General features: G+C 73.7%; 24 protein-coding genes. 16 read left to right on the top strand and 8 right to left on the bottom strand.

What is annotated here, in order from left to right:
- Nucleotides 1-30: 30 nt before the first annotated feature.
- Complete coding sequence (locus ABEA81_RS15305) at nt 31-2394, bottom strand: penicillin-binding protein (protein ID WP_345605739.1); 2364 nt, start codon at nt 2392-2394, stop codon at nt 31-33.
- 150 nt (nt 2395-2544) lie between these two features.
- Here ABEA81_RS15305 and ABEA81_RS15300 point away from each other — a divergent pair, with 150 nt between their 5' ends.
- Complete coding sequence (locus ABEA81_RS15300) at nt 2545-2907, top strand: WhiB family transcriptional regulator (protein WP_345605738.1); 363 nt, start codon at nt 2545-2547, stop codon at nt 2905-2907.
- 65 nt (nt 2908-2972) lie between these two features.
- Here ABEA81_RS15300 and ABEA81_RS15295 read toward each other — a convergent pair whose 3' ends face one another.
- Both ABEA81_RS15295 and ABEA81_RS15290 read right to left on the bottom strand, forming a co-directional pair.
- On the bottom strand, nt 2973-4085 hold the full coding sequence (locus ABEA81_RS15295) for an ArsA family ATPase (protein ID WP_345605933.1): 1113 nt from the start codon (nt 4083-4085) through the stop codon (nt 2973-2975).
- A 35-nt stretch (nt 4086-4120) separates the two neighbouring features.
- The gene (locus ABEA81_RS15290) at nt 4121-5149 is read right to left on the bottom strand and encodes an ArsA-related P-loop ATPase (RefSeq protein WP_345605737.1); all 1029 of its coding nucleotides are present in this window, start codon (nt 5147-5149) and stop codon (nt 4121-4123) included.
- Between the two features lie 71 nt (nt 5150-5220).
- On the opposite strand from ABEA81_RS15290, the gene ABEA81_RS15285 reads away from it, so the two are divergent.
- From ABEA81_RS15285 to ABEA81_RS15270, 4 genes are read left to right on the top strand one after another with little or no spacing between them, the layout of a single operon-like run.
- On the top strand, nt 5221-5400 hold the full coding sequence (locus ABEA81_RS15285; RefSeq protein WP_345605736.1) for a DUF4177 domain-containing protein: 180 nt from the start codon (nt 5221-5223) through the stop codon (nt 5398-5400).
- A 4-nt stretch (nt 5401-5404) separates the two neighbouring features.
- Nucleotides 5405-5869, top strand: coding sequence for a RidA family protein (locus tag ABEA81_RS15280; protein ID WP_345605735.1), 465 nt, complete (start codon nt 5405-5407; stop codon nt 5867-5869).
- On the top strand, nt 5866-6435 hold the full coding sequence (locus tag ABEA81_RS15275) for a hypothetical protein (RefSeq protein WP_345605734.1): 570 nt from the start codon (nt 5866-5868) through the stop codon (nt 6433-6435). The genes ABEA81_RS15280 and ABEA81_RS15275 overlap by 4 nt, the downstream gene beginning before the upstream one ends.
- Before the next feature lie 32 nt (nt 6436-6467).
- Nucleotides 6468-8420 (top strand): hypothetical protein, encoded by a 1953-nt coding sequence (locus ABEA81_RS15270; RefSeq protein ID WP_345605733.1) that lies wholly within the window; start codon nt 6468-6470, stop codon nt 8418-8420.
- Here the strand turns inward: ABEA81_RS15270 and ABEA81_RS15265 are convergent.
- Complete coding sequence (locus ABEA81_RS15265; protein ID WP_345605732.1) at nt 8417-9322, bottom strand: Gfo/Idh/MocA family protein; 906 nt, start codon at nt 9320-9322, stop codon at nt 8417-8419. The genes ABEA81_RS15270 and ABEA81_RS15265 overlap by 4 nt on opposite strands.
- Before the next feature lie 39 nt (nt 9323-9361).
- On the opposite strand from ABEA81_RS15265, the gene ABEA81_RS15260 reads away from it, so the two are divergent.
- Both ABEA81_RS15260 and ABEA81_RS15255 read left to right on the top strand, forming a co-directional pair.
- The gene (locus ABEA81_RS15260) at nt 9362-10162 is read left to right on the top strand and encodes an NUDIX hydrolase (protein WP_345605731.1); all 801 of its coding nucleotides are present in this window, start codon (nt 9362-9364) and stop codon (nt 10160-10162) included.
- Complete coding sequence (locus tag ABEA81_RS15255) at nt 10159-10947, top strand: MBL fold metallo-hydrolase (RefSeq protein WP_345605730.1); 789 nt, start codon at nt 10159-10161, stop codon at nt 10945-10947. The genes ABEA81_RS15260 and ABEA81_RS15255 overlap by 4 nt, the downstream gene beginning before the upstream one ends.
- A 5-nt stretch (nt 10948-10952) precedes the next feature.
- Here the strand turns inward: ABEA81_RS15255 and ABEA81_RS15250 are convergent, their stop codons facing one another.
- The 3 genes from ABEA81_RS15250 to ABEA81_RS15240 all read right to left on the bottom strand — a co-directional run bounded on the left by ABEA81_RS15250 (nt 10953) and on the right by ABEA81_RS15240 (nt 13369).
- Nucleotides 10953-12191, bottom strand: a complete 1239-nt coding sequence (locus tag ABEA81_RS15250) for an MFS transporter (protein ID WP_345605729.1) — start codon at nt 12189-12191, stop codon at nt 10953-10955.
- Nucleotides 12192-12294: 103 nt separating this feature from the next.
- Complete coding sequence (locus ABEA81_RS15245; RefSeq protein WP_345605728.1) at nt 12295-12969, bottom strand: Crp/Fnr family transcriptional regulator; 675 nt, start codon at nt 12967-12969, stop codon at nt 12295-12297.
- A gap of 148 nt (nt 12970-13117) precedes the next feature.
- The gene (locus tag ABEA81_RS15240) at nt 13118-13369 is read right to left on the bottom strand and encodes a hypothetical protein (RefSeq protein ID WP_345605726.1); all 252 of its coding nucleotides are present in this window, start codon (nt 13367-13369) and stop codon (nt 13118-13120) included.
- 166 nt (nt 13370-13535) lie between these two features.
- Here ABEA81_RS15240 and nth point away from each other — a divergent pair, with 166 nt between their 5' ends.
- From nth to ABEA81_RS15220, 4 genes are read left to right on the top strand one after another with little or no spacing between them, the layout of a single operon-like run.
- Entirely contained in the window at nt 13536-14405 is an 870-nt protein-coding gene (nth, locus tag ABEA81_RS15235; RefSeq protein WP_425570560.1) for an endonuclease III, read from the top strand.
- A complete protein-coding gene (locus tag ABEA81_RS15230) occupies nt 14402-15040 on the top strand; it encodes a TlpA family protein disulfide reductase (protein ID WP_345605724.1) in 639 nt (212 codons plus the stop codon). Before nth ends, ABEA81_RS15230 begins: the two co-directional genes overlap by 4 nt.
- Nucleotides 15037-15744 (top strand): NUDIX hydrolase, encoded by a 708-nt coding sequence (locus ABEA81_RS15225; protein WP_345605723.1) that lies wholly within the window; start codon nt 15037-15039, stop codon nt 15742-15744. Before ABEA81_RS15230 ends, ABEA81_RS15225 begins: the two co-directional genes overlap by 4 nt.
- A 19-nt stretch (nt 15745-15763) precedes the next feature.
- Nucleotides 15764-16960, top strand: coding sequence for a MarP family serine protease (locus tag ABEA81_RS15220; RefSeq protein ID WP_345605722.1), 1197 nt, complete (start codon nt 15764-15766; stop codon nt 16958-16960).
- A gap of 339 nt (nt 16961-17299) precedes the next feature.
- Here ABEA81_RS15220 and ABEA81_RS15215 read toward each other — a convergent pair whose 3' ends face one another.
- Complete coding sequence (locus ABEA81_RS15215) at nt 17300-18580, bottom strand: adenylosuccinate synthase (RefSeq protein WP_345605721.1); 1281 nt, start codon at nt 18578-18580, stop codon at nt 17300-17302.
- Nucleotides 18581-18635: 55 nt separating this feature from the next.
- On the opposite strand from ABEA81_RS15215, the gene ABEA81_RS15210 reads away from it, so the two are divergent.
- From ABEA81_RS15210 to urtD, 5 genes are all read left to right on the top strand, one after another.
- Nucleotides 18636-19373 (top strand): hypothetical protein, encoded by a 738-nt coding sequence (locus ABEA81_RS15210; RefSeq protein WP_345605720.1) that lies wholly within the window; start codon nt 18636-18638, stop codon nt 19371-19373.
- Nucleotides 19374-19479: 106 nt separating this feature from the next.
- On the top strand, nt 19480-20739 hold the full coding sequence (urtA, locus tag ABEA81_RS15205) for an urea ABC transporter substrate-binding protein (protein ID WP_345605719.1): 1260 nt from the start codon (nt 19480-19482) through the stop codon (nt 20737-20739).
- A 1-nt stretch (nt 20740) separates the two neighbouring features.
- Nucleotides 20741-21625 (top strand): urea ABC transporter permease subunit UrtB, encoded by an 885-nt coding sequence (gene urtB / locus ABEA81_RS15200; RefSeq protein WP_345605718.1) that lies wholly within the window; start codon nt 20741-20743, stop codon nt 21623-21625.
- Entirely contained in the window at nt 21622-22695 is a 1074-nt protein-coding gene (gene urtC, locus ABEA81_RS15195) for an urea ABC transporter permease subunit UrtC (protein ID WP_345605717.1), read from the top strand. Before urtB ends, urtC begins: the two co-directional genes overlap by 4 nt.
- Nucleotides 22695-24164: an urea ABC transporter ATP-binding protein UrtD gene (gene urtD / locus ABEA81_RS15190; protein WP_345605716.1), complete on the top strand. Its 1470-nt coding sequence runs from the start codon at nt 22695-22697 to the stop codon at nt 24162-24164. The genes urtC and urtD overlap by 1 nt, the downstream gene beginning before the upstream one ends.
- The last annotated feature ends 75 nt before the right edge of the window (nt 24165-24239 follow it).

The raw sequence follows: 24239 nt of genomic DNA, 5'->3' as shown, positions 1-24239 counted from the left end.
CGGCGCGGCGCCACCCCGACGGGTGACGGCTCAGTCGCCGTCCCCACCGTCGTCGTCGTCATCGTCATCGTCGTCGCCGGGCGCGTCCGGGGGCGGCGGCGCCTCACCGCTCGAGATGCTGAGCTCGACGGTCTCGCCGGGCAGCGCCGACCCGTTCGGGTCCTGGCCGACCACCGTGCCGCGGTCGGCGGCGTTGTCGACCTCGCGCACCGACACCTTCCAGCCCGCCTTCTCCAGCTCCTCGCGGGCCTCGTTCTCCGGGTCGCCGATGACGTCCGGGATGCGCGACTCCTCGCCGCCCACGAGGAAGCGTTCGTCCACCGGAGGTAGCGGGAGGGCCGGTAGCGGGTCGACCAGCGGCTTCATCGCGCCGAACCAGGTCTCGGCGGGTGTCTTGCCGCCGAAGATGTTGCCGCTGCGGCACGGGAACGGCGACCCGGCCCCGTCGCAGAGCGGGCGGGGCGAGCGCGAGTTGTCGAACGTGATCACCGCGCCGGACAGCTGCGGGACGAACCCGACGAACGCGGCCGACTTGTGCTGCTGGGTGGTGCCGGTCTTGCCGGCCATCGGCCGGTTCCACCCCACCTGGCTGGCCGCGCCCGCCGCCGTTCCACCGGGCTGGTCGTCCTTGCTGAGCGCGTTGAACATCGCGTTGGCCAGGCCCGGGTCGACGGCCTGTTCGCAGGGCGCCTCGGTGACCGGCACCGGGTTGCCGGCGGCGTCGGTGACCGACTCGATGGGGCTGGGCGGGCACCACTTGCCCGCGCTGGCGAGCGTGGCCCCGACGTTCGCGAGCTCGAGCACGCTCGTGGGGCTGACGCCCAGGGTGAACGAGGCGAGGTTCTGGGCCTTGGTGACCTCGGCGATGGAACGGTCGGTGGGCCGCCCGGTGGCCGGGTCGACGAACGGCGTGGTGGCGAGCGAACGCATGCCCAGCCGCACGGCCATGTCGACGACGTCCGGGATGCCGGTGAACTCCTCCAGCTTGATGAACGCCGTGTTGGGCGACTGGGCCAGCGCGTCGGTGAGCGACATGCGGGGGGGCGTGTTCTCGCTGGAGTTGCGGACCGGGAGCGGGCGCCCCGCACCGTCGACGTAGATCGGCGACGCGTACCCGCTCGGCGGCACCGTGAGCTGGTAGTTGATGCCCATGCCCTTCTCCAGGGCGGTGGCGGAGGTGAAGATCTTGTACGTCGAGCCGGCGCCCAGGTTGACCGGCTCGTACGGCAACCCGTAGCTCGTCTCCTTCTCCTCCGCGTCGAGGCCGAACGTGCGGCTGGACGCCATGCCGAGCACGCGGTGCTTGTCGGACCCCGGCTGGACCACCGACATCACGTTGGCGACGTTCGGCTGCTGCGGCGGGACCTCCGCGTCGAGCGAGGCCTTCATGTGGTCGAGCACGTTGCGGTCGAGGGTGCTCTTGATCGTGTAGCCGCCCCGGTTGAGCTGCTCGAGCGAGAAGCCCGCCTCGGTGAGGTAGTCGACCACGTACTTGCAGAAGAACCCGGCGTCGCCCGCGCCGATGCAGCCGTTGGGCTGGGTGTTGAGCGGGTTGGCCACACCGAGCGGGGTGGCGAGCGCGGCCTGGGCCTGCGCATCGTCGATCATCTGCTGGTCGCGCATCTGGTTGATCACCAGGTTGCGCCGCTCCAGCGACGCCTGCGGGTTGGTGACCGGGTCGAACGCCGACGTGCTGTTGACCATCCCGGCGAGCAGGGCGGCCTGCGGCACCGTGAGCTTGTCGGGCGTGGTGTTGAAGTAGGTGCGCGCCGCCGCGGCGATCCCCGCCGCCCCGTTGCCGAACGAGACGATGTTGAGGTAGCGGGTGAGGATCTCGTCCTTGGAGAGCCGCTGCTCCATCTGGAGGGCGATCTGCGCCTCCTTGAGCTTGCGCGCGGGCGTCTGCTCGGTGGCCTTCAGGCGCTCCGTCTCGTTCTCCGCCGCGACGTAGAGCATGTAGTTCTTGACGTACTGCTGGGTGAGCGTCGACGCACCCTGCACGACCTCGCCGGAGGCCGAGTTGGCCGCGAGCGCGCGCAGCGTGCCCTGCCAGTCGACGCCGTTGTGCTGGTAGAAACGCCGGTCCTCGATCGCGACGATGGCCGCCTTCATGGCGGGCGAGACCTGGTCGGCCGTGACGGAGCGCCGGTTCTGGCCCTGCTCGAAGAACCGCGCGATCGGGACGCCCGCCGAGTCGGTGACGGTGGTGCTCTGCGGCAGCGGGCCGTCCACGAGGTCGGCCGAAACCGTGTTGACGCTGTCGCCCGTGTCGCTCGCGACCAGCCCGAGGCCGGCGGTCAGCGGGAAGGCCATCCCCGCGACCACCACCCCCGCGAGGAGCCCGAGCCCGAGCAGCAGGCCGATCGGCCGGGCGAGATGGCGCGGAAAGCTCACGAGGCGCCAGGGTACGCGGACGACCGAACGGAGTAGGGGAGATCACCCGACCGCGATTGAGTAGTTTTGCTCGGTTTCCGCTGGAACCGCGGGCTCCGAGAATCCGTCTGTGCTGGTCATGACGAGCACACGATCCGGGGAGGGGCGACCATGACGGGCCGGTGGAACTGGCGGGGAGCTGCACGGTGCCGGACGGTCGACGCCGAAGGCCTCTTCGTCCAGGGGGCGCGGCAGCGGGAGGCGAAGCTGTTCTGCCGCGCGTGCCCGGTGCGCACGGAATGCCTCGCCCACGCCCTCGACCAGCGCATCGAGTTCGGCGTGTGGGGCGGCATGACCGAACGCGAGCGGCGGGCGCTCCTGCGCGCCCGGCCGGACGTCGCATCGTGGGCCGACCTGTTGCACGACGCCCGCACCGCCCACTACGAGTCGGTGGCGGAGGAGACGGCCGAGCAACTGGCGAAGGCGGCGGAGCACGAGCAGCAACGGCAGCGCCGGATGGACGAGTCAGCATGATCGCCCTGAGCCCGACACGACTCCGACGCCGCCTCCGGTGGCGCCGCCGGAGGCCCCTGACCCCCCTACCGCGCCGAGCGCAGGGGCTCGGCCGCGGAGTCCGTTGCGCCCGCCAGGCGCTCGCCGACCTCCCGCAGGCCGTCCAGGTCGGCGATGTCGCCCGCCACCACGGGGACGCGGGCCACGGCCACGCCCGGGTGGGCGCCGGTGAAGCGCGAGAGCAGGCGCTCCTCGCGATCGGCGAGGTCCACGCGGTCGGCGTGCAGCCGCAGCACCGCCGCGGCCAGCGGCGCCGAGCGCAGCTCGTCGGCCGCGGCGCGGGCCTTCGTGGCGGACAGGTCGGCCAGCAGCGGGTGCGTGCGGTTGAGCACCAGGCCGGCGAGCGGCATGTCGTCGCTGGCGAGTCGGTCGACGAAGTACGCGGCCTCGCGCAGGGCGTCCGGCTCGGGGGCGGCCACCACGACGAACGCCGTGCCGGGCGAGCGCAGCAGGGCGTAGGTGGCCGTGGCCCGCTCCCGGAACCCGCCGAACATCGTGTCGAAGGCCTGCACGAACGCCGAGGCGTCGGCCAGCATCTGGCCGCCGAGGATCGTCGAGACGCCCTTCGCGAACAGCGAGAAGCCCGCGCCCACGAGCTTGCGCAGGCCCCGCCCACCCGCCCGCGCCGGCGCGGACAGCAGCCGGATCATCCGGCCGTCGAGGAAGGTGGACATGCGCTGGGGGGCGTCGAGGAAGTCCAGCGCGGAGCGCGACGGCGGCGTGTCGACCACGATGAGGTCCCACTCGCCGGTGGCCGCGAGCTGCCCCAGCTTCTCCATCGCCATGTACTCCTGCGTGCCGGAGAACGAGGACGAGATGGTCTGGTAGAAGGGGTTGGCGATGATCGCCTCGGCGCGTTCGGGCTCGGCGTGGGCGTGGACCATCTCGTCGAAGGTCCGGCGCATGTCCAGCATCATCGCGTGCAGGTCGCCGCGGGCGTCGGCCACGCGGCCGGGCTCGTTGCCGAGTGCCTCCATGCCCAGTGCCTGCGCCAGCCTGCGCGCCGGGTCGATGGTGAGCACCACGGTGCGGCGGCCGCGTTCCGCGGCGCGGATCGCGAGCGCCGCCGATGTGGTGGTCTTGCCGACACCGCCCGAGCCGCAGCACACGATGATCCGGGTGCCGGGGTCGTCGAGCATCGCGTCGACGTCCAGCGCGGGAGCCGGGCGGGGGCTCACGGGACCTCCTCGCTCGGCACCGGCCGGCCGACGCCCTGCTCCGCGAGGGACTCGGCGAGCTCGTAGAGCGAGCCGAGGTCCACGCCCTCCACGAGGTCGGGCAGCTCGAGCCGGAGCACCGCCGTGGCCTCCTCCAGCCGGGCCAGCGCGGCACCCTCACCGTGCACGCGCACGGCGTGTTCCACGGTCTCGGCCACGAGCCCGTCGATCACGTCGGCCGACAGGTCGATGCCCGCGGACGCGAGGCCCGCGCGGATGCGCCCGGAGTCGACCCGGCCACCGGCCGCCGCGGCCACCGACCGGTCGGGGAGCCACTGCCTGCGCTCCCGGTTCACGATCACGGCCCCCACGGGGAAGCCGGCGAGGGTGAGCTCGTCGACGGTCTCGAGGGTCTCGGTGACCGGCAGGTCCTCCAGCAGCGTGACCAGGTGCACCGCGGTGAGCGGGGAGTGCAGCACCTGCACGACGCCCTCGGCCTGGCTGTGGATGGGGCCGGTGCGCGCCAGGTCGGCCATCGCCTTGGTGACGTCGAGGAAGCTCACCACGCGGCCGGTGGGCGGCGCGTCGAGCACCACCGCGTCGTACACGGGGTTCCCGTCTCCGTCGCGCCGGTTGACGCACTCCTTGACCTTGCCGGTGAGCAGCACGTCACGCAGCCCGGGGGCGAGGGTCGTGGCGAACTCGACGGCGCCCATCCTGCGCAGCGTGCGCCCCGCCATGCCGAGCCGGTAGAACAGCTCGAAGTACTCCAGCAGCGCCGCCTCCGCGTCCACCGCGAGCGCCCTGACCTCGCCGCCCCCGGGGGCGATCGCGATCCGGCGCTCCTCGTACGGGAGCGGGGCCGTGTCGAACAGCTGCGCGATGCCCTGCCGGCCCTCGACCTCCACCAGCAGGGTGCGCCTGCCACCGGAAGCCAGCGCGAGCGCCAGCGCGGCGGCCACGGTGGTCTTGCCCGTGCCGCCCTTGCCCGAGACCACGTGCAGCCGGGCCTCCGACAGCGCTGCTGGCCAACCGCGTGAACTCACCGTTCCAGGTTACGGAGGCAGGACGTGACCGGCCGCCCCAGCGGGTGAGGCGCTGGCTACAGTGACCTGTCATGACCTCCCCCGGTTCGTCGGACGTCAGGTGGGAATACCTCACCGCTCCCGTGCTCATCCACAACACCCAGGCCATCCTCAACAACTTCGGGCGCGACGGCTGGGAGCTCGTCACCGTCACCACCGGCGCCAATCCCGAACAGCTCGTGGCGTGGTTCAAGCGCCCGGTGCGGGGCTGACGCCATGGCCACCCCGAGCCAGCGCCTCGACCAGCTGGGCATCGTGCTGCCCGCCGTGCCCGCCCCCGCGGGCTCCTACATCCCCGCCCGCCGCTCCGGCCAACTGGTGTTCACCGCGGGCCAGGTGCCGTTCGTCGACGGGAAGCCGGCCGCGCTGGGCAAGGTGGGCGCCGAGATCAGCGCCGAGGAGGCCTCCGGGCTGGCGGGGATCTGCGCGCTGAACGCGCTCGCGGCCGTCGACGCACTGGTGGGCATCGACGCGGTCGCCGGCGTCGTCAAGGTCGTCGGGTTCGTCGCGTCGGCGCCCGGTTTCACCGACCAGCCGAAGGTGATCAACGGCGCGTCCAACCTGCTCGGCGAGATCTTCGGCGACGCGGGCAGCCACGCGCGGTCCGCCGTCGGGGTGGCCGAGCTGCCGCTGGGCGTCCCGGTGGAGGTCGAGCTGGTCGTGGAGCTGGCTCCGTCGTGACCGACTCGTACGCCGCGAGCCACGAGCTGCTCCTGCGGCTCGCCGGCCGGCTGCCGGACGAGCTGCTGTGGCGGATGCGCGACTGGCTCGCCGACGACGGGCGGGAGGTCCTCGGCTCCACGCTGCCCCGCGAACTGCTGCGCCACCGCGTGGGCATCACCGACGCCGAGCGCGACCTCCTCGAGACGTCCGTCGGATCGGCTCATCCGCTGCTCGACGCCGTGCTGCCGGCGGCGGAGCCACCCGCCACCCGCGCCGCGTTCCAGCCGGGCGACGGTGCGGTGGACACGCCGGCGCTCGCCGTGCTCGCGGTCGTCCGCGGTCACCCGGGGTGCGTCGAGCTACGCCAGTCGTGGCGCGACTCGCAACGGATCGTGCTCGTGCTGGGCGCCGAACGGCCGTGGCAGCTCGCCGGCACGCTCCAGCGGGTGATGCGCGCCCACGGCGACCGCACACCGTGCGTGGAGGTGCTCCCACCGCACGGGGAGCGCTCCTCGTACCACCAGGCGGCCATCATCGGATCCAGGCCGCTGTGGCGATCCGCCACAGCGCTGGTCGGCGCGTGAGGGGAGCGACCGACACGAGGGGAGGAGGCCAGGTGGAGGACCCGACGTCGGGCACGACGCACGACCTGCTGCTGGCGCTGGCCGGACGGGTCGACGACGACCTGCTGCGCTGGGCACGTGAGCTGGTCGCCCTCGGCGAGGACGCCCGCGCCGTCGAGATGCTCACCGCGAGCCTGGTCGCATCGCGGGCGGTGCTGCCGCCGGCGGTGCGTTCCGCCCTCGTCGCGGCGGCCCACGCCGCCCGCACCGATCTCGGGCCCGCAGCCGCGCTCCCGCCGCCGCACGCCGAGACCGGCACCGAGCACCGGTTCGCCGCACCCCGCGGGAGCGACCCCGTCGCCGGCGCGCTCCTCGAGTTCCCGGCCCGCCCGCTCATCGGCTGCAGCGTGCTGCTCGCCCGCAGGCTCACGCCCGCGGGCACGGCGCCGGGGCCGCTCCCGCACCCGGTCGTCCTGGTCCGGGTGCACGACCGCACCCGGCGGGCCGAGGTGCTCGCCTACCAGCTCGGCGCCGCACTCGAACGGGCCGGCGCGCCCGCGTCGGTCGAGGTGCTGCCGGCCGACGGCGCGGTGCCGGCCTACCACGCCGCGGCGCTCGACGCCGCCGTGCAGCTGCGGGAGGACGTCGCAGACGACGGGCCGTGGCGCCCGTCCCCCCAGGCCGAGTCCGCCGTCCCGGCGCCGCCGCCCGCGCCCCCCGTGGAGCGGCACGCGCTCGCCCCGCCCGTCGACCGTCCACCGCGCCGGTTCGCCCCCGAACCCCACCCCCTCGCACCCGAGCCGCCGTCCCCGGCGCCGCGGCACCCCGGTGACGGTGCACCGCGCGCGGACGACCACGCGACCGCGGAGAACTCCGCCGCGGCCACCGCGCGGTTGCAGCCGGCAGGCGGCAGCCCGGCACCCGCGGGGTCCGAGTCCGCCACGGCGCGGCTGACCCCCGAGCCGGGGCACCGCCCCGACGACGCCGACGAGTACGAGGACGACGAGCAGGACGACGAGGACGGGTTCGAGGACGGCGACAGCTACGCCGGCGAGGACCACGTCGACCGGGCCGACGAGGAAGAGGAGGACGACGAGGAGGCCCCGGCGGCCCACGCGGAGGAGTCGTTCCCGGAACCGCCGTCGCCGCACCCGCTCGCGGCGCCCCGGCCCCTCCCGGTGCGCGACGACTCGCGCCCGGCGCGGCCCACGCCGCTGTCGGCACGCTCGAACCGGCCCCGCCCCACCGTCACACCGATCTCGCGGCCAGCGCAGAACCCGATCCCGCTGGTGCGGCGCACCGGGCCCGACCCGATCCCGCGGCCGCTGCCGGTCGCCGACCAACGCCCGCCGCTGCGGCGCGTCGAGGACGACCGCGACGAGCTCGAACCGGGCGTCGACCAGCGCCCCGAGGAGCCCCGGGAGGCGCAGCCGCCCCGGCAGGACACGCCGGCCTTCGAGTCGCTGAGCGATCCGCTGAACGGGCCGTTGCACCGACCGCTGCTGGCACCGCTGCTGGACCCCACGCGACCGGAGGACGACCCACTCGGCCCCGGAGCTCCGCGGCCTGCGGACCGACGGCCCGAGCCCGCCGCCGCCCCGCAGGACGACGAGTGGTCGCAGGAGTGGCTCTCCGGCACCTGGGCGATGGCGCCGTCGGCCTTCGACGAGCGGCCGGAGCCGGAGCCCGTCGAGGACGTCGACCCCGGCCGTCCCGCGCCGCGGCCGGTGCCCCGGCACCGCTTCGCGGACGAACCGGCGCCGACCGGATCCGGCACCGAGCGCGAGCAGCCGGAGGACACCGGTGACGAGCCGTCCGGGCGCGACGGCGGTGACCGCGAGGAGTTCGGGCTGCGCCCCGACTCGATCTCCCGCCTGAGCGACGCCGACCGCCAGCTGCTCGCCCGCCTCCAGGCCGAGCTCCTCGAGGGCCGACGGCAGCGGATCGGCCGCATCACCAACGGGGCGCCCACCAACGGCAGCCACCGCGGCTCGCCGTCCGACTAGACCGGCTGAGCTCCGTCCACGGCGGCGCGGACAGCGGCCACCAGCTCCTGCAGGCGCAGGCCGCGCGCAGCGTCGAGGGCGGGCGGAGGGCCGGAGCCGCCGACGGCGGCCACGAGCTCGTCGAGCATGGCGGCGTAGCAGGTGGCGGCGTCGGCGCCGCGGCCGGCGAGCCGGTGGCGCCCTGCGCCGCCCAGCACCGTGAACTCGATCTCCGACGGGTCGACGGGCACGCGCGTCGACAACGTCACGCTGCTCTGCGCCCCGCCGGAGTGCAGGAGCCCGAAGCGCCAGAGGTCGGGCTGGTCGTGCCGCGCCCACGGCACGTCGACGACCGGCCCGACCGCCGCGTCGAGGAGATCGATCACGTGCGGTCCCAGGTCGGACAGCGCACCCTGCTCGGCGCGCCACGACGACGTGCAGTACGGCCCGCCGAGCAGCGAACCGGAGATCCAGCGCGCCGACGCCACGGTGTCCGGCCCGGCGGGCTCCGGCGGCATCTCGGCGAGCCAGTCGCGCACGGCGGGCGCGTGCCGCAGGGTCAGCACCATCGTCGAGTGCACCCCTGTCCGCTCGACGGCCTCGACCACCGCACGGGCGTCCTCCACCGTGTCGGCGAGCGGCTTCTCGCAGATCAGGTGCTTACCCGCGGCCGCGGCGAAGAGCGCGAACCGGCCCTGCACCTGCGGCGGCACGGCGAACGCGACGGCGTCCACGGCATCGAACAGCACCTCGAGGTCGGGGTAGGAGCGGGCGCCGTACTCCTCGGCGAGCCCGGCCGCGACCTCCGGCCTGCGCGTCCACACGGCTGCGAGCTCGGTGCCGGAGTGGGCCGCGAGGCCCGGTGCGTGGACCGCACGGGCCCACGGCCCGGCGCCGACCAGACCCACTCGCAGCCGATCCATGGCGCACATCCTGCCGCGACGCCAGCTAATCTGCGTCAGATGCCCTCCGCACCGGTCGTCCCGCGCCCGGCCGCGACCGTACTGCTGGTGCGCGATCATCCCCGACCCCGGCGCGGACGCAGCCCGCTACAGGTCTTCCTGCAACGCCGCGTCGCGGGCATGCCGTTCGCGGGCGGGATGACCGTGTTCCCCGGCGGCGGGGTGGACGCGAGCGACCGGCCCGACCCGGATCGCTGGGCGGGTCCGGAGCCGCGGTGGTGGGCCGAACGGTTCGGGGTCGACACCGACCTCGCCGGTGCCCTCGTACACGCGGCGGTCCGCGAGACCTTCGAGGAGTGCGGTGTGCTGCTGGCCGGGCCCGGCACGCCCGCAGGCCTGCAGCGGTACCGGGCCGAGGTCGTCGCGCGCCGGCGGACGTTCGCCGAGGTGCTGGCCGCCACCGGCCTGGTGCTGCGCGCCGACCTGCTGCACCCCTGGGCGCGGTGGATCACGCCGCGGGACTCGCCCCGTCGCTACGACACCGCGTTCTTCGTGGCGCTGGTGCCGGACGGGCAGGAGGCGGACGCCCACACCACGGAGGCGGTCGAGGCCCTCTGGTGGCACCCCGACGAAGCGCTCGAACGCTGGGAGGAGGACGAGATGCAGCTGATGGCGCCGACGGCGCGGACCCTGCAGGAGATCGCCGGGCTCGGCGGGAGCGCCGCCGTGCTCGCCGCGGCGGCGGAGCGGACGATCCGCCCGATCACGCCGACGGTGCGCAGGGAGGGCAGCCGGCTCGTCGCCGTGCTGCCCGACGAGACCGAGGTCCCCGCCGCGGGCTTCCGGGGCCGGCCCGCATGAGCGCGCCCGCGTACGGCGTGCTGCGACCGGTGACGCCGCTGGCGTCGGTGCTGCTCGCCGAGAACCCCTCCCCGATGACGCTCGACGGCACGAACACGTGGGTGCTGCGGGCGCCGGGCGAGGAGTCGTGCGTGGTGGTCGACCCCGGTGAGGAGGACGACACGCACCTGCGGCGGGTGGCCGCGCAAGGCCCGGTGGAGCTGGTGCTGCTCACGCACCGCCACCACGACCACGCGGGCGGCGCACGCCGCTTCGCCGAGCTCACGGGCGCGCCGGTGCGGGCCCTCGACCGTTCGCTCGTGCTCGGCTCGGAGGCGCTCGGCGACGGCGACGTCGTGGCGGCCGCGGGCGTCGAGCTGCGGGTGGTCGCCACGCCGGGCCACACGTCGGACTCGCTGTCGTTCCTGCTCGCCGGGCCGGACGCCGGTCCGGCGGTGCTCACCGGCGACACGATCCTCGGCCGCGGCACCACCGTGATCGCCCACCCGGACGGCGCCCTCGGCCCCTACCTCGACTCGCTGCGCCGGCTCACCGAGCTCGCTCCGGCCACCGCGGTGCTGCCCGGCCACGGCCCCGAGCTGCCGGACGCGCACACGGTTGCCACCGCGTACCTCGCCCACCGCGAGGAGCGGCTGGAGCAGGTGCGGGACGCGCTGGCCCGGCTCGGCGCGGACGCGACCCCCCGCGAGGTGGTGGAGGTGGTCTACGCCGACGTCGACCAGGTGCTCTGGCCCGCGGCCGAGCTCTCGGTCCGCGCGCAGCTGGACCACCTGCGCGGCGCCTGACCCCGTCAGGCCACCGCCGTCGACGACCCCACCGGGTGCCGGAGCAGGGTGGCCCGGCGCAACCACAGCACCGCAGCCAGCACCACCCCTGCCATGCCACCGGACACGAACGAGGCGGGCGGGCCGAACGCCTCCACCACGATCCCGGCGCTGGACTGGCCGGTGGCGATCCCGAGCGTGGCCGCCGTGATCACCCATCCGAACGCCTCGGCGGCCGCCCCGGGCGGCGCCGCGATGTCGACGGCGAGGGAGTGCCCGGTGACCTGGGGGGTGATCAGCGCCCCCGAGAGGACCATCGTGATCACGAGCACCGCGATCGAGCCGCTGGGCCCGACGAGGGCCATCGCGGCCACCAGCACCGCGAAACCGCCGAGCAGCGCCGGCATCCGCAGGTGCAGCGGGCGCGGCCAGGGGCGCATCCCGTAGAGCACGCCGGCGAGCACCGACGAGATCGACCACGCCGACAGGAGCACGCCGCCGAGCGTGGGTGAGCCTGCCGCAGCGGTGACCGCGGGCACTCCGACCTCGACCGACCCGATGACCAGCCCGAATCCCAGCGCGGCGAGCGCCACCGTGCGCATCCCTGGCCGGGCGAGCGCACCCAGGAGCGACACGCCGTCGTGGGCGGGGGTACGTCCGACGCGGCGGGCGGGCCCGCTCAGCGCGAAGGCCCCCGCCCCGAGTGCCATCGCGGTGCCGGCCACCGCGAGGCCGAGGCCCGGCCACGGCGCCGCCACGAGGAACGCGGCGATCGCCGGGCCGAGGATGAAGAAGACCTCCAGGCTGATGGCCTCGTACGTCAGCGCGGCCGATCGGGCGGGTCCCGCGGGGACGAGCGTGGTCCACAGCGAGCGGGACGCACCCTCCAGCGCGGGCCGGACGATCCCCGCTGTCGTCGCCAGCGCCACCAGCACCGCTACCGGCTGCGCGGTCTCGACCGCGATGACCAGCGCGGTGACCGCCAGCACGAACACGCCGACGATCAGCAGCAGCGGCCTGCTCGGGCCCAGCCGGTCGATGACCCTGCCCTGGGCGACCGCACCCGAGGCGACCCCGACCATCTGCCCCGCGGACACCAGCCCGGCCACCGCGAACGACCCGGTCTCGTGCTGGACGTACAGCAGCGTGGCCAGCGGCAGCATCGCGATCGGGAACCGGCCGACGGCGGAGGCGAGGACCGGGACCGCCGCACCGGGAGCGGTGAGGGCGGCGCGGTAGTCGGCGAGCGACGCTGAGGACGACATGGCCACAGGGTCGCATGTTCTGGTACGGCCGTACCAATAGTTTCGCCCACGAACGACGAACGGCACCGCGAAGCGGTGCCGTTCGAATGGTCAGGTCGGGGATCTACCGGGCGCGGCGGGCGAGCCGCTCCGGCTCGAGGATCAGCACGCTCTTGCCCTCCAGGCGCAGCCAGCCGCGGTGGGCGAAGTCGGCGAGCGCCTTGTTGACGGTCTCCCGGCTCGCGCCGACGAGCTGGGCGATCTCCTCCTGCGTGAGGTCGTGCGTGACGCGCAGCAGCCCGGACTCCTGCGAGCCGAACTGGCGCGCGAGCTGCAGCAGCGCCTTCGCGACGCGGCCCGGGACGTCGGTGAAGATGAGGTCGGCGAGGGCGTTGTTGGTGCGCCGCAACCTGCGGGCGATCACGCGCAGCAGCTGCTCCGCGATCTCAGGCCGCTTCCCGATCCACTCCCGCAGTGCCTGGCGGTCCATCGTGTAGGCCCGGACCTCGGTGACGGTGGTGGCCGACGAGGTGCGCGGGCCCGGGTCGAAGATGGACAGCTCGCCGAACATGTCCGACGGGCCTGCCACCATGAGCAGGTTCTCCCGGCCGTCGGGCGACTTCCGTCCGATCTTCACCTTGCCGCTGCCCACGATGTACAGCCGGTCGCCCGGCTCACCCTCGGCGAAGATCACGTGTCCACGCGGGAACTCCGCGGGCTCGAGCGCCTGGGCCAGCGCCTCGGCCGCGTGCGGCTCAACACCCTGGAAAATCCCTGCGCGGATCAGTACCTCGTCCACTGCGTCGCTCCTCGTCCCAGGCCGCGGCCCCGCGGCCGGATCACCGGCCGGTCAGTCTAGGGGCTTCGCGCACCCTGTGTGACGCCGTGGCCGTCCAAATCCCTGCCCGACCGGGCGACTTCCACCCGGTCTCGCCCTCGTGGCCCGGTCAAGCCGCTTTGTCGCGGCGGGCCGACTTGCGGCCACGAGAGCCCCGGTTGCGCAGCCGGAAGAGCTCGAGTGCTCGGCTCGACCCCTGCCGGAAGAGGGCCCGGACCTCGTCCGGCCGGGGCCGTTCGAGGAGCTCTTCGACCTCTTCAGGACGCACCGTCGTCTCCCGCAGCCGGGACTCCACGCGCTCCATCCCGAGGGCGAAGAACATCACCAGCAGCGGCACGAGGACGGACAACCAGGCAGTCATATCGCGTCAGATGGTCTCGCACCGCGCGCAGCAACTCGCCGCGGGGGTCGACGAGTTCCCATCCCGTTACGGTTTCGTGATGTCGACCGCCACCCTGCGTGACCGCTCGGGCGCCGAGGGCCCGGCGGAGTCACCGGGTGTCGGACGCCTTCCGTACGCTCGTAGCGTGACGATCGCCTCCCGGAGCACGCCGGCAGCACCCACCGCAACGGGGCCCACCGCGACGGCACGCAGCGCGGCCCGGCTCGCCAAGCGGGTCGCAGCGGGGGAGCCCGCGCTGGGCAAGGCCCGGCGCGTCGGCCGCATGCTGCGCACGCTGGCCGCCACCCACCCCGACGCCCACTGCGAGCTCGACTTCACCACACCGCTGGAGCTCGCCGTGGCCACGATCCTGTCCGCCCAGTCCACCGACAAGCTGGTCAACTCCGTCACGCCCGCGCTGTTCCGGCGCTACCCCACCGCGCTCGACTACGCGCAGGCCGACCGCGCCGAACTCGAGGAGATGATCCACAGCACCGGGTTCTTCCGGAACAAAGCCAACTCGCTGATCGGGATGGGCCGCGCCGTCGTCGAGAAGCACGACGGTGTGCTGCCGCACACGCTCGAGGAGCTGGTGGCGCTGCCCGGGATCGGGCGCAAGACCGCCAACGTCATCCTCGGCAACGCGTTCGACATCCCGGGCATCACGGTCGACACCCACTTCGGCCGCCTGGTGCGGCGGTGGGCATGGACGAGCGAGGAGGACCCGGTCAAGGTCGAGCACGCGGTCGGTGCGCTCGTGCCCAAGCGGGACTGGACGATGGTGTCCCACTACGTGATCTTCCACGGCCGCCGGGTCTGCCACGCCCGGAAGCCGGCGTGCGGCGCGTGCTCGCTCTCCGCCGACTGCCCGGCGTACGGCGCAGGCCCCACCGACCCGGTTCAGGCCGCCGCCCTCGTCAAGGGCCCGTCGCGCACCCACCTGCTCGCCATGGTCGGTATCCCCGACGACGAGGCGCCTCCCGCGGCCGGCGGTGAGGACGCCGACGCCCCGTGAGCGGTGAGCTCCGGGTGCGCCCCTCGGAGGTGGTCGCCACGCTGGTGGTCGCGCTGCTCGCGGCCGTGGCGGTGGTCGCGCTGTGGCCGCGTGATCGCGGGCCCGCGACTCAGGCCGCTGGGAGCGTGGAGCAGGTGCAGGTCTCCGACGCCGACCTCGCCGGGGCCCGGGCGGCCGCGGGACCGATCCCGTGCCCCGGCCCCACCGGTGCGGCCCCGGCGGGTCCGCTCGCCGGGGTGGCCGCCCCGTGCCTGGGTGCGCCCGGCCCCGTCGACGTCGGGGCGGCGCTCGCAGGCCGTCCGGCGCTGGTCAACGTCTGGGCGTCCTGGTGCGTGCCCTGCCGGGAGGAGCTGCCGGCCATCGCCGAGTACGCGGCGCGTCCTGGCGCGGTCCCGGTGCTCACGGTCGACACCCGCGACGACCCGCGTGCTGCGCTGTCGCTGCTCGCCGAGCTCCGCGTGAGGCTGCCGTCGGTCATCGACGCCGACGGCGCCCTGCGCGCTGCGCTCGATGTGCCGCCCGCGCTGCCCGCGTCGTACGTCGTGCGCGCCGACGGCACGGCCGCCCGGGTCGAGCCGCCCACCCCGTTCCGCACCGCCGACGAGGTCGCCGCCGCCGTGGAACGGCTCTCGTGACCGCTCCGGACAGTGGTGCGCTCCGCCCGGAGCGGGCGCCGGAGTGGCTGCACCCGCTGCTGTCCGGCGTCCGAGGGGTCGACGCCGCCGAGCTGGTGCAGCACCGCTTGCCGCCGCCGGCGCACGGGCGGCGGGCGGCCGTGCTGGTGCTCTTCGGCGAGGACCCCCGCCACGGCCCGGACGTGCTGCTCGTCGAGCGCGCCAGCACGCTGCGCGAGCACGCCGGGCAGGTGGCGTTCCCCGGCGGGGGCTCCGAGCCGGGCGACGCGGATGCGGTGGCCACGGCCTTGCGCGAGGCGGAGGAGGAGGCGGGGGTCGAGCCCGACGGGGTGGTGCCGCTCGCGGTGCTCCCCGACCTGTTCGTGCCGCCGTCCGGGTTCATCGTCACGCCGGTGCTCGCCCACTGGGCGCGCCCGGTGGCGGTGCACGCGGTCGACCCGCGGGAAACGGCCAGTGTGGTACGGGTGCCCCTGTCCGAGCTCGCCGATCCGGCCCACCGGATCCGGGTCCGTCACTCTTCCGGGTTCCTCGGTCCCGCTTTCGTCACGGCGGGGTTGCTCGTCTGGGGTTTCACCGGGGGCCTATTGTCCGCGCTGTTGGATAGGGGCGGATGGGCGCGTCCGTGGGACACCACTCGGGTGATGGACCTCGACGCAGCGTGGTCGGCGGCGAGGGCCGGTCGCCAGGAGGTCGCAGGATCGTGAGGGTGGGGGCAGGGGCGACGTGAGCTGGGTTGATCTCGTCGTCGTCCTGCTCGCGCTGGTCGCGGCCGTCTCGGGGTGGCGCCACGGCATGGCCGTTGCGCTGCTGTCGTTCGTCGGCGTGCTCACCGGCGCGGTGCTCGGCGTGCGGCTGGCGCCGTTGCTCGCGGCCGGCGTCGAGGCACCCACCACGCGGGTGATCGTCAGCATCGTCGTGGTGGTGCTGCTGGTGGCGCTCGGCGAGACCACCGGCGTGTTCTTCGGCAGGCGCATCCGCGACCGCATCACCGGGCAGCGCTCCCTGCAGGTCGACTCCACGCTGGGCTCGGTGCTGCAGGCGATCACGGTGGTGGTGGCGGCATGGCTCGTCGCGCTCCCGCTCGCCTCCGCCAGCTTCCCCGGGCTCGCCGCGGGCGTACGCGGCTCCGAGGTCCTGCGCGCGGTCGACAACGTGATGCCCGAGGCGGCCAAGGCGCTGCCCGAGGAGCTGCGGCAGCTGCTCAACAACTCGGGCTTCCCGGACGTGCTGAGCCCGTTCGCCGAGACCCCGATCACCGAGGTCGGGGTGCCCGACGCCGCGCTCGCGCAGAGCCCGATCGTCGCCGACGTCGCGAGCAGCGTGCTCAAGGTCCGCGGCCGGGCGCCGTCGTGCGCGAGGCAGCTCGAGGGCACCGGGTTCGTGATCGCGCCGGAGCTCGTCCTGACCAACGCCCACGTCGTCGCGGGCACTGCCGAGACCGGCGTGGAGGTCGTGGGCAGGCGCGGCCGGGTGCAGGAGCTCGACGCCGAGGTGGTGCTCTACGACCCCGCGGTGGACGTCGCCGTGCTCCGCGTCCCCGACCTCGACGCCGACCCGCTCCCGTTCGACTCCCAGGCCGCCTCCGCGGGCGACGACGCGATCATCGTCGGCTACCCGCTCGACGGCCCGTACACGGCCACGGCCGCCAAGGTCCGGTCGATGATCCGGCTCAAGGGCCCCGACATCTACGACGACGGCGAGGTCACCCGCGAGGTGTACACGGTGCGGGCCGTGGTCCGCTCCGGCAACTCCGGCGGCCCGATGATCGCGCCGGACGGGCGCGTGATCGGCGTCGTCTTCGGCGCCGCGCTCGACGACCAGGAGACCGGCTTCGTCCTCACCGTCGACCAGGTGTCCGGGGCGGTGCAGGCGGCCAACAGCCTGCGCCGCGAGGTCGACACGGGCAACTGCGCCGCCTGAGCGACAACTCGCGCACTACCCTCATCGCTGACACACCAACGTGAGCTGCCGGCACCGGGCTCACACGCGCACTCACACACCGCCGATCGGTGCAACGCCGGGAGGTGTTCGGTCGATTCATCCCCCGTGACCCGAGCCAGATCTCGATCACACGCCGCTCTGGGGTCGGCCACACCGCTCCTGGCGGGGGCGGTCGCCGCCGCGTCGGGCGTGATGCTGCTGGGCTGGCCGCACCGGCCACCGCTGCCCGGGCAGGCGGGCGTGGTGGCCGGGGCGACGCTGGCCGTGGTGGCGGTCCTGCTCCTGTTCGCCCCGGCCTTCCGGCCGCGGCGGAGCGCGTCAGAACTCGCGGGTGATGGTCTGCTCCCGGCCGGGACCCACGCCGATCGCGCTCACCGGAGCGCCGGTCAGCTCCTCGATCCGCTGCACATAGGCCTGCGCGTTCGCCGGGAGGTCGTCGAACGTCCGGCAGTCCGAGAGGTCCTCGAACCAGCCGGGGAGCTCCTCGTAGACCGGCAGGGCGTGGTGGACGTCGGTCTGGGTCATCGGCATGTCGTCGACCCGGCGCCCGTCGACCTCGTAGGCGACGCAGATCGGCACCGTCTCCAGCCCGGAGAGGACGTCGAGCTTGGTGAGGAAGAAGTCGGTGATGCCGTTGACGCGGGCGGCGTAGCGGCCGATCACCGCGTCGAACCAGCCGCAACGGCGCGGCCTGCCGGTGGTGACGCCGACCTCGCCGCCCGCCTTGCGCAGGTGCTCGCCCATCGCGTCGAGCAGCTCGGTGGGGAACGGCCCGGAGCCGACGCGGGTGGTGTAGGCCTTGAGGATCCCGATCACCCTGGTGATCCGGTTGGGCCCGATGCCGGAACCGACCGCCGCGCCGCCTGCCGTCGGGTTCGAGCTGGTGACGAAGGGGTAGGTGCCGTGGTCGACGTCGAGCAGGGTGCCCTGCGATCCCTCGAGTAGCACGGTCTCGTCCGCCTCGAGGGCCTTGTTGAGCAGCAGGCGCGTATCGGCGATGCGGTCGGCGAACTTGCGCGCGTGCGCGAGGACGGTGTCGACGACCTGGTCGACCTGGAGCGCGCGGCGGTTGTAGACCTTCACCAGCACCTGGTTCTTGTAGTCGAGGGCGGCCTCGACCTTCTGGTGCAGGATCTTCTCGTCGAGCACGTCCGCCACGCGGACGCCGACGCGGGCCACCTTGTCCTGGTAGGCGGGGCCGATCCCGCGCCCGGTGGTACCGATCTTGGCCTTGCCCAGGAACCGCTCGGTGACCTTGTCGATCGCCACGTGGTACGGCATGATCAAGTGCGCATCGGCGCTGATCAGAAGGTTGCTCGTGTCCACGCCACGCGCCTCGAGGCCGGACAGCTCGTCGAGCAGCACACCGGGGTCGACCACCACGCCGTTGCCGATCACGTTCTTCACACCGGGCGTGAGGATCCCGGACGGGATGAGGTGGAGGGCGAAGTCCTGGCCGGTGGGCAACACCACCGTGTGGCCCGCGTTGTTGCCACCCTGGTAACGAACCACCCATTGGACCTGACCACCCAGGATGTCGGTGGCCTTGCCCTTGCCCTCGTCGCCCCACTGGGCGCCGATCAGCACGATCGCCGGCATGTGAAACTCCAGTCCTGGCCGCGCCTCGTCCGCGGCGGGGAAGGGTAACCGATCAGTGAGCCCGATCGATTCGGACGTGGTGCTGCTGACCTGCTCCGATGAGGGGCAGGCCCGGCGGCTCCCCGTGCACGGTAGTCGCCCCGGTGGTCCGCTCGCTGCGGTGGCGGCCGTGGCCCACTCGGTGGTCCTGCCCGCTCGGCCCGGGCGCACGGACGTCGACCCCGTTCTCGCCGAGCACGACCCGCGGCGCGTGGTGGTCGCGGGCACCGACGCCGATCTCGCCGCGGTGCTCCTGCGGCTGCTGCGCACCGAGCGGCTCGACGTCGAGATCGCCTACCTGCCGGCGCGGCGCTCGCCCGCGACCGCGGCGTGGGGACTGCCGACCGGAGCCGCGGCGGCGAGGCTGGCGCTGGCGGGGGACGCATCGCCCGTGCCGCTCGTCCGCGACGACACGGGCGGCGTGCTCGTGGGCCGCGGTGAGATCCGCGACATCCGCGGCGAGTGCTACTGCGACGAGACGCTCGTGCTGCGCGGCCACGCGCGCAGGCTCGTCGTCGCCCCCGGTCCGGAGGGAGTCGCCGTGCGGGCGGGCCGGACCGGCCGCGCTCCCGACGGGCAGGTGCGACCCGTGCCCATCCGTGCACCCCGGGGCACCGGTTCTGCCCTGGGCCGGGCGGTCCAGGTGGGCTGCGAGCCCACGATCGTCGTGGCCGACGGCGTGCCCCATCCGCGTCCGCTGCCCCGCAGGACGTGGTACCGGCACACCACCGACTGGCTGCTCGTCCGCCCCTGACGTGCCGGAGGGGCCAGGACACATCGTGTTCACCTGATCCGATCACGGGCGAAACATCGCGTTCCTACGTTCGGCCGAGCCCCGTCGCCCTCGGAAAGGTTCGCCCGTGACCACAACTCGATCTCGCCGAGCCATCCGGGCCGCCGCGCTGCTGGCGGCCGGCCTGGTGCTGTCCGCCTGCGGAGCCCGCGTCGACGCCGCCGGACCGGCCGGCGCCGCGGCCCCGGCGTCCTGCGTCGACACGTCGGGCAGCGAGATCAAGATCGGGTTCCTGAACTCGCGCTCCGGCACCATGGCGATCAGCGAGAACACCGTCTTCGACTCGCTCTCGCTGGCCGCCGAGCAGATCAACGCCACGGGCGGGGTGCTGGGCAAGCGGCTGGCGGTCGTGGCGGAGGACGGCGCGTCCGAGCCGACGATCTTCGCCGAGAAGGCGCAGAAGCTGATCCGCAGCGACTGCGTGGCCGCGGTGTTCGGCGGCTGGACGTCCTCGTCGCGCAAGGCGATGCTCCCGGTGTTCGAGAGCAACGACTCGCTGCTGTTCTACCCGGTGCAGTACGAGGGCCTGGAGTCGTCGAAGAACATCTTCTACACCGGCGCCACCACGAACCAGCAGATCATCCCGGCGCTGGACTACCTGAAGGAGCAGGGCGTCAGGAGCCTGTTCCTCGTGGGCAGCGACTACGTCTTCCCGCAGACCGCCAACAAGATCATCAAGGCGTACGCGGCCGCGACCGGCATCGAGATCAAGGGCGAGGAGTACGCCCCGCTCGGCCACACCGACTTCGCCACGATCGTCGCGAAGGTCCGCGACGCGGGCGCGGGCGCGGTGTTCAACACGCTCAACGGCGACTCGAACGTCGCCTTCTTCAAGGAGTACAAGAACCTCGGCCTGACGCCGGCCACCATGCCGGTGATCAGCGTGTCGATCGCCGAGGAGGAGGTCGGCGGCATCGGCGTGGACAACATCGTCGGCCAGCCGGTGGCCTGGAACTACTACCAGACGATCGACACGCCCACGAACCAGCAGTTCGTCGACGCCTTCACGGCGAAGTACGGCGCGGGCCGCGTGACGTCCGACCCGATGGAGGCGGCGTACACGTCGCTGTTCCTCTGGAAGGGCATGGTCGAGAAGGCCGGCTCGTTCGACGTCGCCGCCGTGCAGGCGGCCGCCGGCGGCGTCAGCTACGACGCCCCGGAGGGCACGGTCACCGTCAACGGCGAGAACCACCACATCGCCAAGACCGCCCTCATCGGCAAGATCGGCGCCGACGGCCTCATCCACACCGAGTGGTCCTCCGGCAAGCCGATCGAGCCCGACCCGTACCTGAAGACCTACCCGTGGGCCTCCGGCCTGGCCAGCTGACGTGGCCGTCCTCGTCACGCAGGTCTTCAACGGCCTGTCCGGCGGCTCGATCCTGCTGCTGGCCGCGCTCGGCCTCGCGCTGACGTTCGGTCAGATGGGCGTGATCAACATGGCGCACGGCGAGTTCATCATGGCCGGCGCCTACACCGCCTACGTCATGCAGAACGTGCTCGGTTCCGCGGGGCTGTCGCTGCTGGTGTCGTTGCCGATCGCCTTCGCGGTGGGCGGCGTGCTCGGGGTGGTGCTCGAGGCCACGCTGCTGCGGCGGATGTACCACCGGCCCCTGGACACGCTGCTCGTCACGTGGGGCGTCTCCCTCGTGCTGCAGCAGCTCGCCCGCGACGTCTTCGGCACGGCGGGCGTGGACGTCCCGGCGCCGGGCTGGCTCTCCGGGCCGGTCGAGGTGCTCGGGTTCTCGTTCCCGCGCACGCGGCTGTTCATCCTGCTGCTCGCCGTGGCGGCGTTCCTCGCGCTCGCCGCGGCGCTGCGGTTCACAGCGCTCGGGCGGCGGATCCGCGCCACCGTGCAGAACCGGCCCCTGGCCGAGACCTCCGGGATCTCCACCCGCGCCACCGACCGGCTGACCTTCTTCATCGGCTCCGGGCTCGCCGGCGTCGCGGGCGTGGCGCTCACGCTGATGGGCTCGATCTCACCCAACCTCGGCACGTCCTACATCGTCGACGCGTTCCTCGTGGTCGTCGTCGGCGGGATCGGCCAGATCAGGGGCGCGGTGATCGCCGCGTTCCTGCTCGGCGTGGCGCAGAGCTGGATCGAGTACTCCACGACGGCGTCGATCGCGAAGGTGCTGGTGTTCGCGCTGATCGTGGCGTTCCTGCAGGTACGGCCGCAGGGGATCTTCACCGTTCGGACGAGGAGCCTCGCATGAACAAGCGCTGGGCCGTGCCCGCCGCGTTCGCCGTGGCGGCCGTGCTGCTCTTCGCCGTGGCCCCGCTCGCGCTCAGCCCGTTCCGGCTCGACCAGCTCGGCCGCTACCTCTGCTTCGCGATCGTCGCGGTCGGGATCGGGCTGGCGTGGGGCCGCGGCGGGATGCTGACGCTCGGTCAAGGCGTGTTCTTCGGGATGGGCGCCTACCTGATGGCGATGCACCTGAAGCTCGCGGACGCGGGCCCGGGCGGCACGCCCGACTTCATGGCGCTGATCTCGTCGGACGGCGTGCCGTGGTGGTGGGAGCCGTTCCGCTCCGAGGTCGTCACCCTGCTCGCGATCCTGCTGCTGCCGGCCGCCGTGGCCGCGGTGCTCGGGCTCGCGACGTTCCGGCGCAGGGTCCGCGGGGCGTACTTCGCGATCCTGTCCCAGGCGCTCGCCGCGGCCTTTGCGATCCTGCTGATCGGCAACCCGACGGGAACCGGCGGCTCCACCGGCCTGTCCGGCTTCCGCGGCTTCTTCGGGTTCGCGCTGTCCGACCCGGCCAACCGCCTCGTGCTGTTCTTCACGGCCGCGGGCGTGCTGCTGCTCCTGCTCGCGCTGGCCCGCCAGCTCATGGTGAGCCGTTACGGCGAGCTGCTCGTGGCCTGCCGCGACGCCGAGGAGCGGGTGCGCTTCCTCGGGTACGACCCGGCCAACGTCAAGACGGTCGCGTTCGTGGTCGCGGCGTTCACGGCCGGGGTCGCCGGAGCGCTGTTCGTGCCGATCGTCGGCATCGTCTCGCCCAACGACGTCGGCATCGTCCCGTCGATCGGGATGCTCATCGGCGTCGCGATCGGTGGGCGCACCACGCTCTTCGGCCCGGCGCTCGGTGCGATCGCGGTGGCCTGGGCGGGCAGCACGCTCTCCGAGCAGTTCCCGTCGGGCTGGACGTACGCGCAGGGCCTGCTGTTCATGCTCGTGATCGCCTTCCTGCCCGGCGGCCTGGCGGCGCTGGCGTGGCGGCGGGCCCGGCCCGCGGCTCCCGCGCCGTCCGCACAGCCGGTTCCGGCCCCGTCGGGAGGGAACTGATGCAGCAGGACTACCTGGAGATCACGGGACTGACCGTCAGCTTCGACGGGTTCGTGGCCGTCGACGGCGTGGACCTCTCGGTGCTGCCCGGCGACCTGCGGTTCCTCATCGGGCCCAACGGCGCGGGCAAGACCACCCTGATCGACGCCGTGTCCGGGCTCGTGCCGGCCACCGGGTCGGTCCGCTACGGCGGGCACGAGCTCACCGGCCGCAAGGTGCACCGGATCGCGCGGCTCGGCGTGGGGCGGACGTTCCAGACCGCCACGGTGTTCGAGGAGCTCACGGTGCTGCAGAACCTCGACATCGCCGCCGGCCACCGCCGCGGCCCGCTCACGCTCCTGCGGCGCCGGAAGGGCGTCCCGGAGGAGGTCGAGCAGGTCCTCGAGACGATCGGCCTCACGGAGCTGGTCGACGCCCCGGCCGGCGTGCTCGCGCACGGCCAGAAGCAGTGGCTGGAGATCGGCATGGTGCTCGTGCAGGACGCCCGGCTGCTCATGCTCGACGAGCCCGTCGCGGGCATGAGCGCGGAGGAGAAGGAGGAGACGGGGCGGTTGCTGCGGCGCATCGGTGCCGACCGGACCGTCGTGGTGGTGGAGCACGACATGGACTTCATGCGCTCCTTCGCGGACTCCGTCACCGTGCTGCACGCCGGAAAGGTGCTCGCCGAGGGCAGCGTGGGTGAGGTGCAGGCCGATCCGCGCGTGCAGGAGGTCTACCTCGGGCCCGGCCGGCCACTCGCGGGCCGAGGTCGAGACGGTGCTCGGGGAGGTTTCCTAGTGCTCAGCATGACCGATGTCGAGGTCGGCTACGGCCGCACCTCGGTGATCCACGGCGTCACGGTCGAGGTGCCCGCCGACGCCGTGGTCGCCGTCATGGGCCACAACGGTGCGGGCAAGACCACCCTGCTGCGGGCGGCGGTCGGGCTGCTGCCGGCGCGGTCGGGCCGCGTCCTGCTGGACGGCGAGGACGTCACCGGCATCCCGCCGCACCAGCGCGTGCGCCGGGGGCTGGCGTACGTGCCGCAGGGGCAGCAGTCCTTCGGGCAGCTGACGACGCTGGAGAACCTGCAGGTCGTGGCCGACACGAGGCCGCATGGGAAGGGGCTGCTCGACGAGGCGCTCGACCTGTTCCCCGCGCTGAAGGACCTGCTCGCCCGCCGCGCCGGGCTGCTGTCGGGCGGGCAGCGCCAGCAGCTCGCCATCGCCCGCGCGCTGATCACCCAGCCGCGGATGCTGATCCTCGACGAGCCGACCGAAGGCATCCAGCCGTCCGTGGTGGCGGAGATCGAGGAGGCGATCCGCGCGCTCGCCCGCCGCGGCGGTCTCTCGGTGCTGTTGGTCGAGCAGCACGTCGGCTTCGCACTGGACGCCGCCAACCACTACTACGTGCTCACCTCGGGCCGGGTGACGGCGGAGGGCCGCGGCGGCGCCGACTCGGTCACCGACGTGCGGTCGGCCATGGCGATCTAGCGACAGCGTCCGACCGCACAACTCGAGCAGGGACCGCACAGACCGCCCGGCGTGTGTGCCGTGCCGGCTCGATGT

The sequence above is a fragment of the Pseudonocardia adelaidensis genome, from assembly GCF_039543345.1.
Lineage (GTDB): Bacteria > Actinomycetota > Actinomycetes > Mycobacteriales > Pseudonocardiaceae > Pseudonocardia > Pseudonocardia adelaidensis.
The sequence above is the reverse complement of the archived record's forward strand: the minus strand, read 5'-3'. Positions and strand labels throughout refer to the sequence as shown.

Excerpts from the sequence above, each read along its gene's own strand:
- ABEA81_RS15300 (WP_345605738.1), top strand. The coding sequence starts at position 2,545 with ATGACGGGCCGGTGGAACTGGCGGGGAGCTGCACGGTGCCGGACGGTC.
- ABEA81_RS15295 (WP_345605933.1), bottom strand. The coding sequence starts at position 4,085 with ATGCTCGACGACCCCGGCACCCGGATCATCGTGTGCTGCGGCTCGGGC.
- ABEA81_RS15285 (WP_345605736.1), top strand. The coding sequence starts at position 5,221 with ATGACCTCCCCCGGTTCGTCGGACGTCAGGTGGGAATACCTCACCGCT.
- ABEA81_RS15280 (WP_345605735.1), top strand. The coding sequence starts at position 5,405 with ATGGCCACCCCGAGCCAGCGCCTCGACCAGCTGGGCATCGTGCTGCCC.
- ABEA81_RS15265 (WP_345605732.1), bottom strand. The coding sequence starts at position 9,322 with ATGGATCGGCTGCGAGTGGGTCTGGTCGGCGCCGGGCCGTGGGCCCGT.
- ABEA81_RS15260 (WP_345605731.1), top strand. The coding sequence starts at position 9,362 with ATGCCCTCCGCACCGGTCGTCCCGCGCCCGGCCGCGACCGTACTGCTG.
- ABEA81_RS15255 (WP_345605730.1), top strand. The coding sequence starts at position 10,159 with ATGAGCGCGCCCGCGTACGGCGTGCTGCGACCGGTGACGCCGCTGGCG.
- ABEA81_RS15250 (WP_345605729.1), bottom strand. The coding sequence starts at position 12,191 with ATGTCGTCCTCAGCGTCGCTCGCCGACTACCGCGCCGCCCTCACCGCT.
- ABEA81_RS15240 (WP_345605726.1), bottom strand. The coding sequence starts at position 13,369 with ATGACTGCCTGGTTGTCCGTCCTCGTGCCGCTGCTGGTGATGTTCTTC.
- ABEA81_RS15215 (WP_345605721.1), bottom strand. The coding sequence starts at position 18,580 with ATGCCGGCGATCGTGCTGATCGGCGCCCAGTGGGGCGACGAGGGCAAG.
- urtC (WP_345605717.1), top strand. The coding sequence starts at position 21,622 with ATGAACAAGCGCTGGGCCGTGCCCGCCGCGTTCGCCGTGGCGGCCGTG.
- urtD (WP_345605716.1), top strand. The coding sequence starts at position 22,695 with ATGCAGCAGGACTACCTGGAGATCACGGGACTGACCGTCAGCTTCGAC.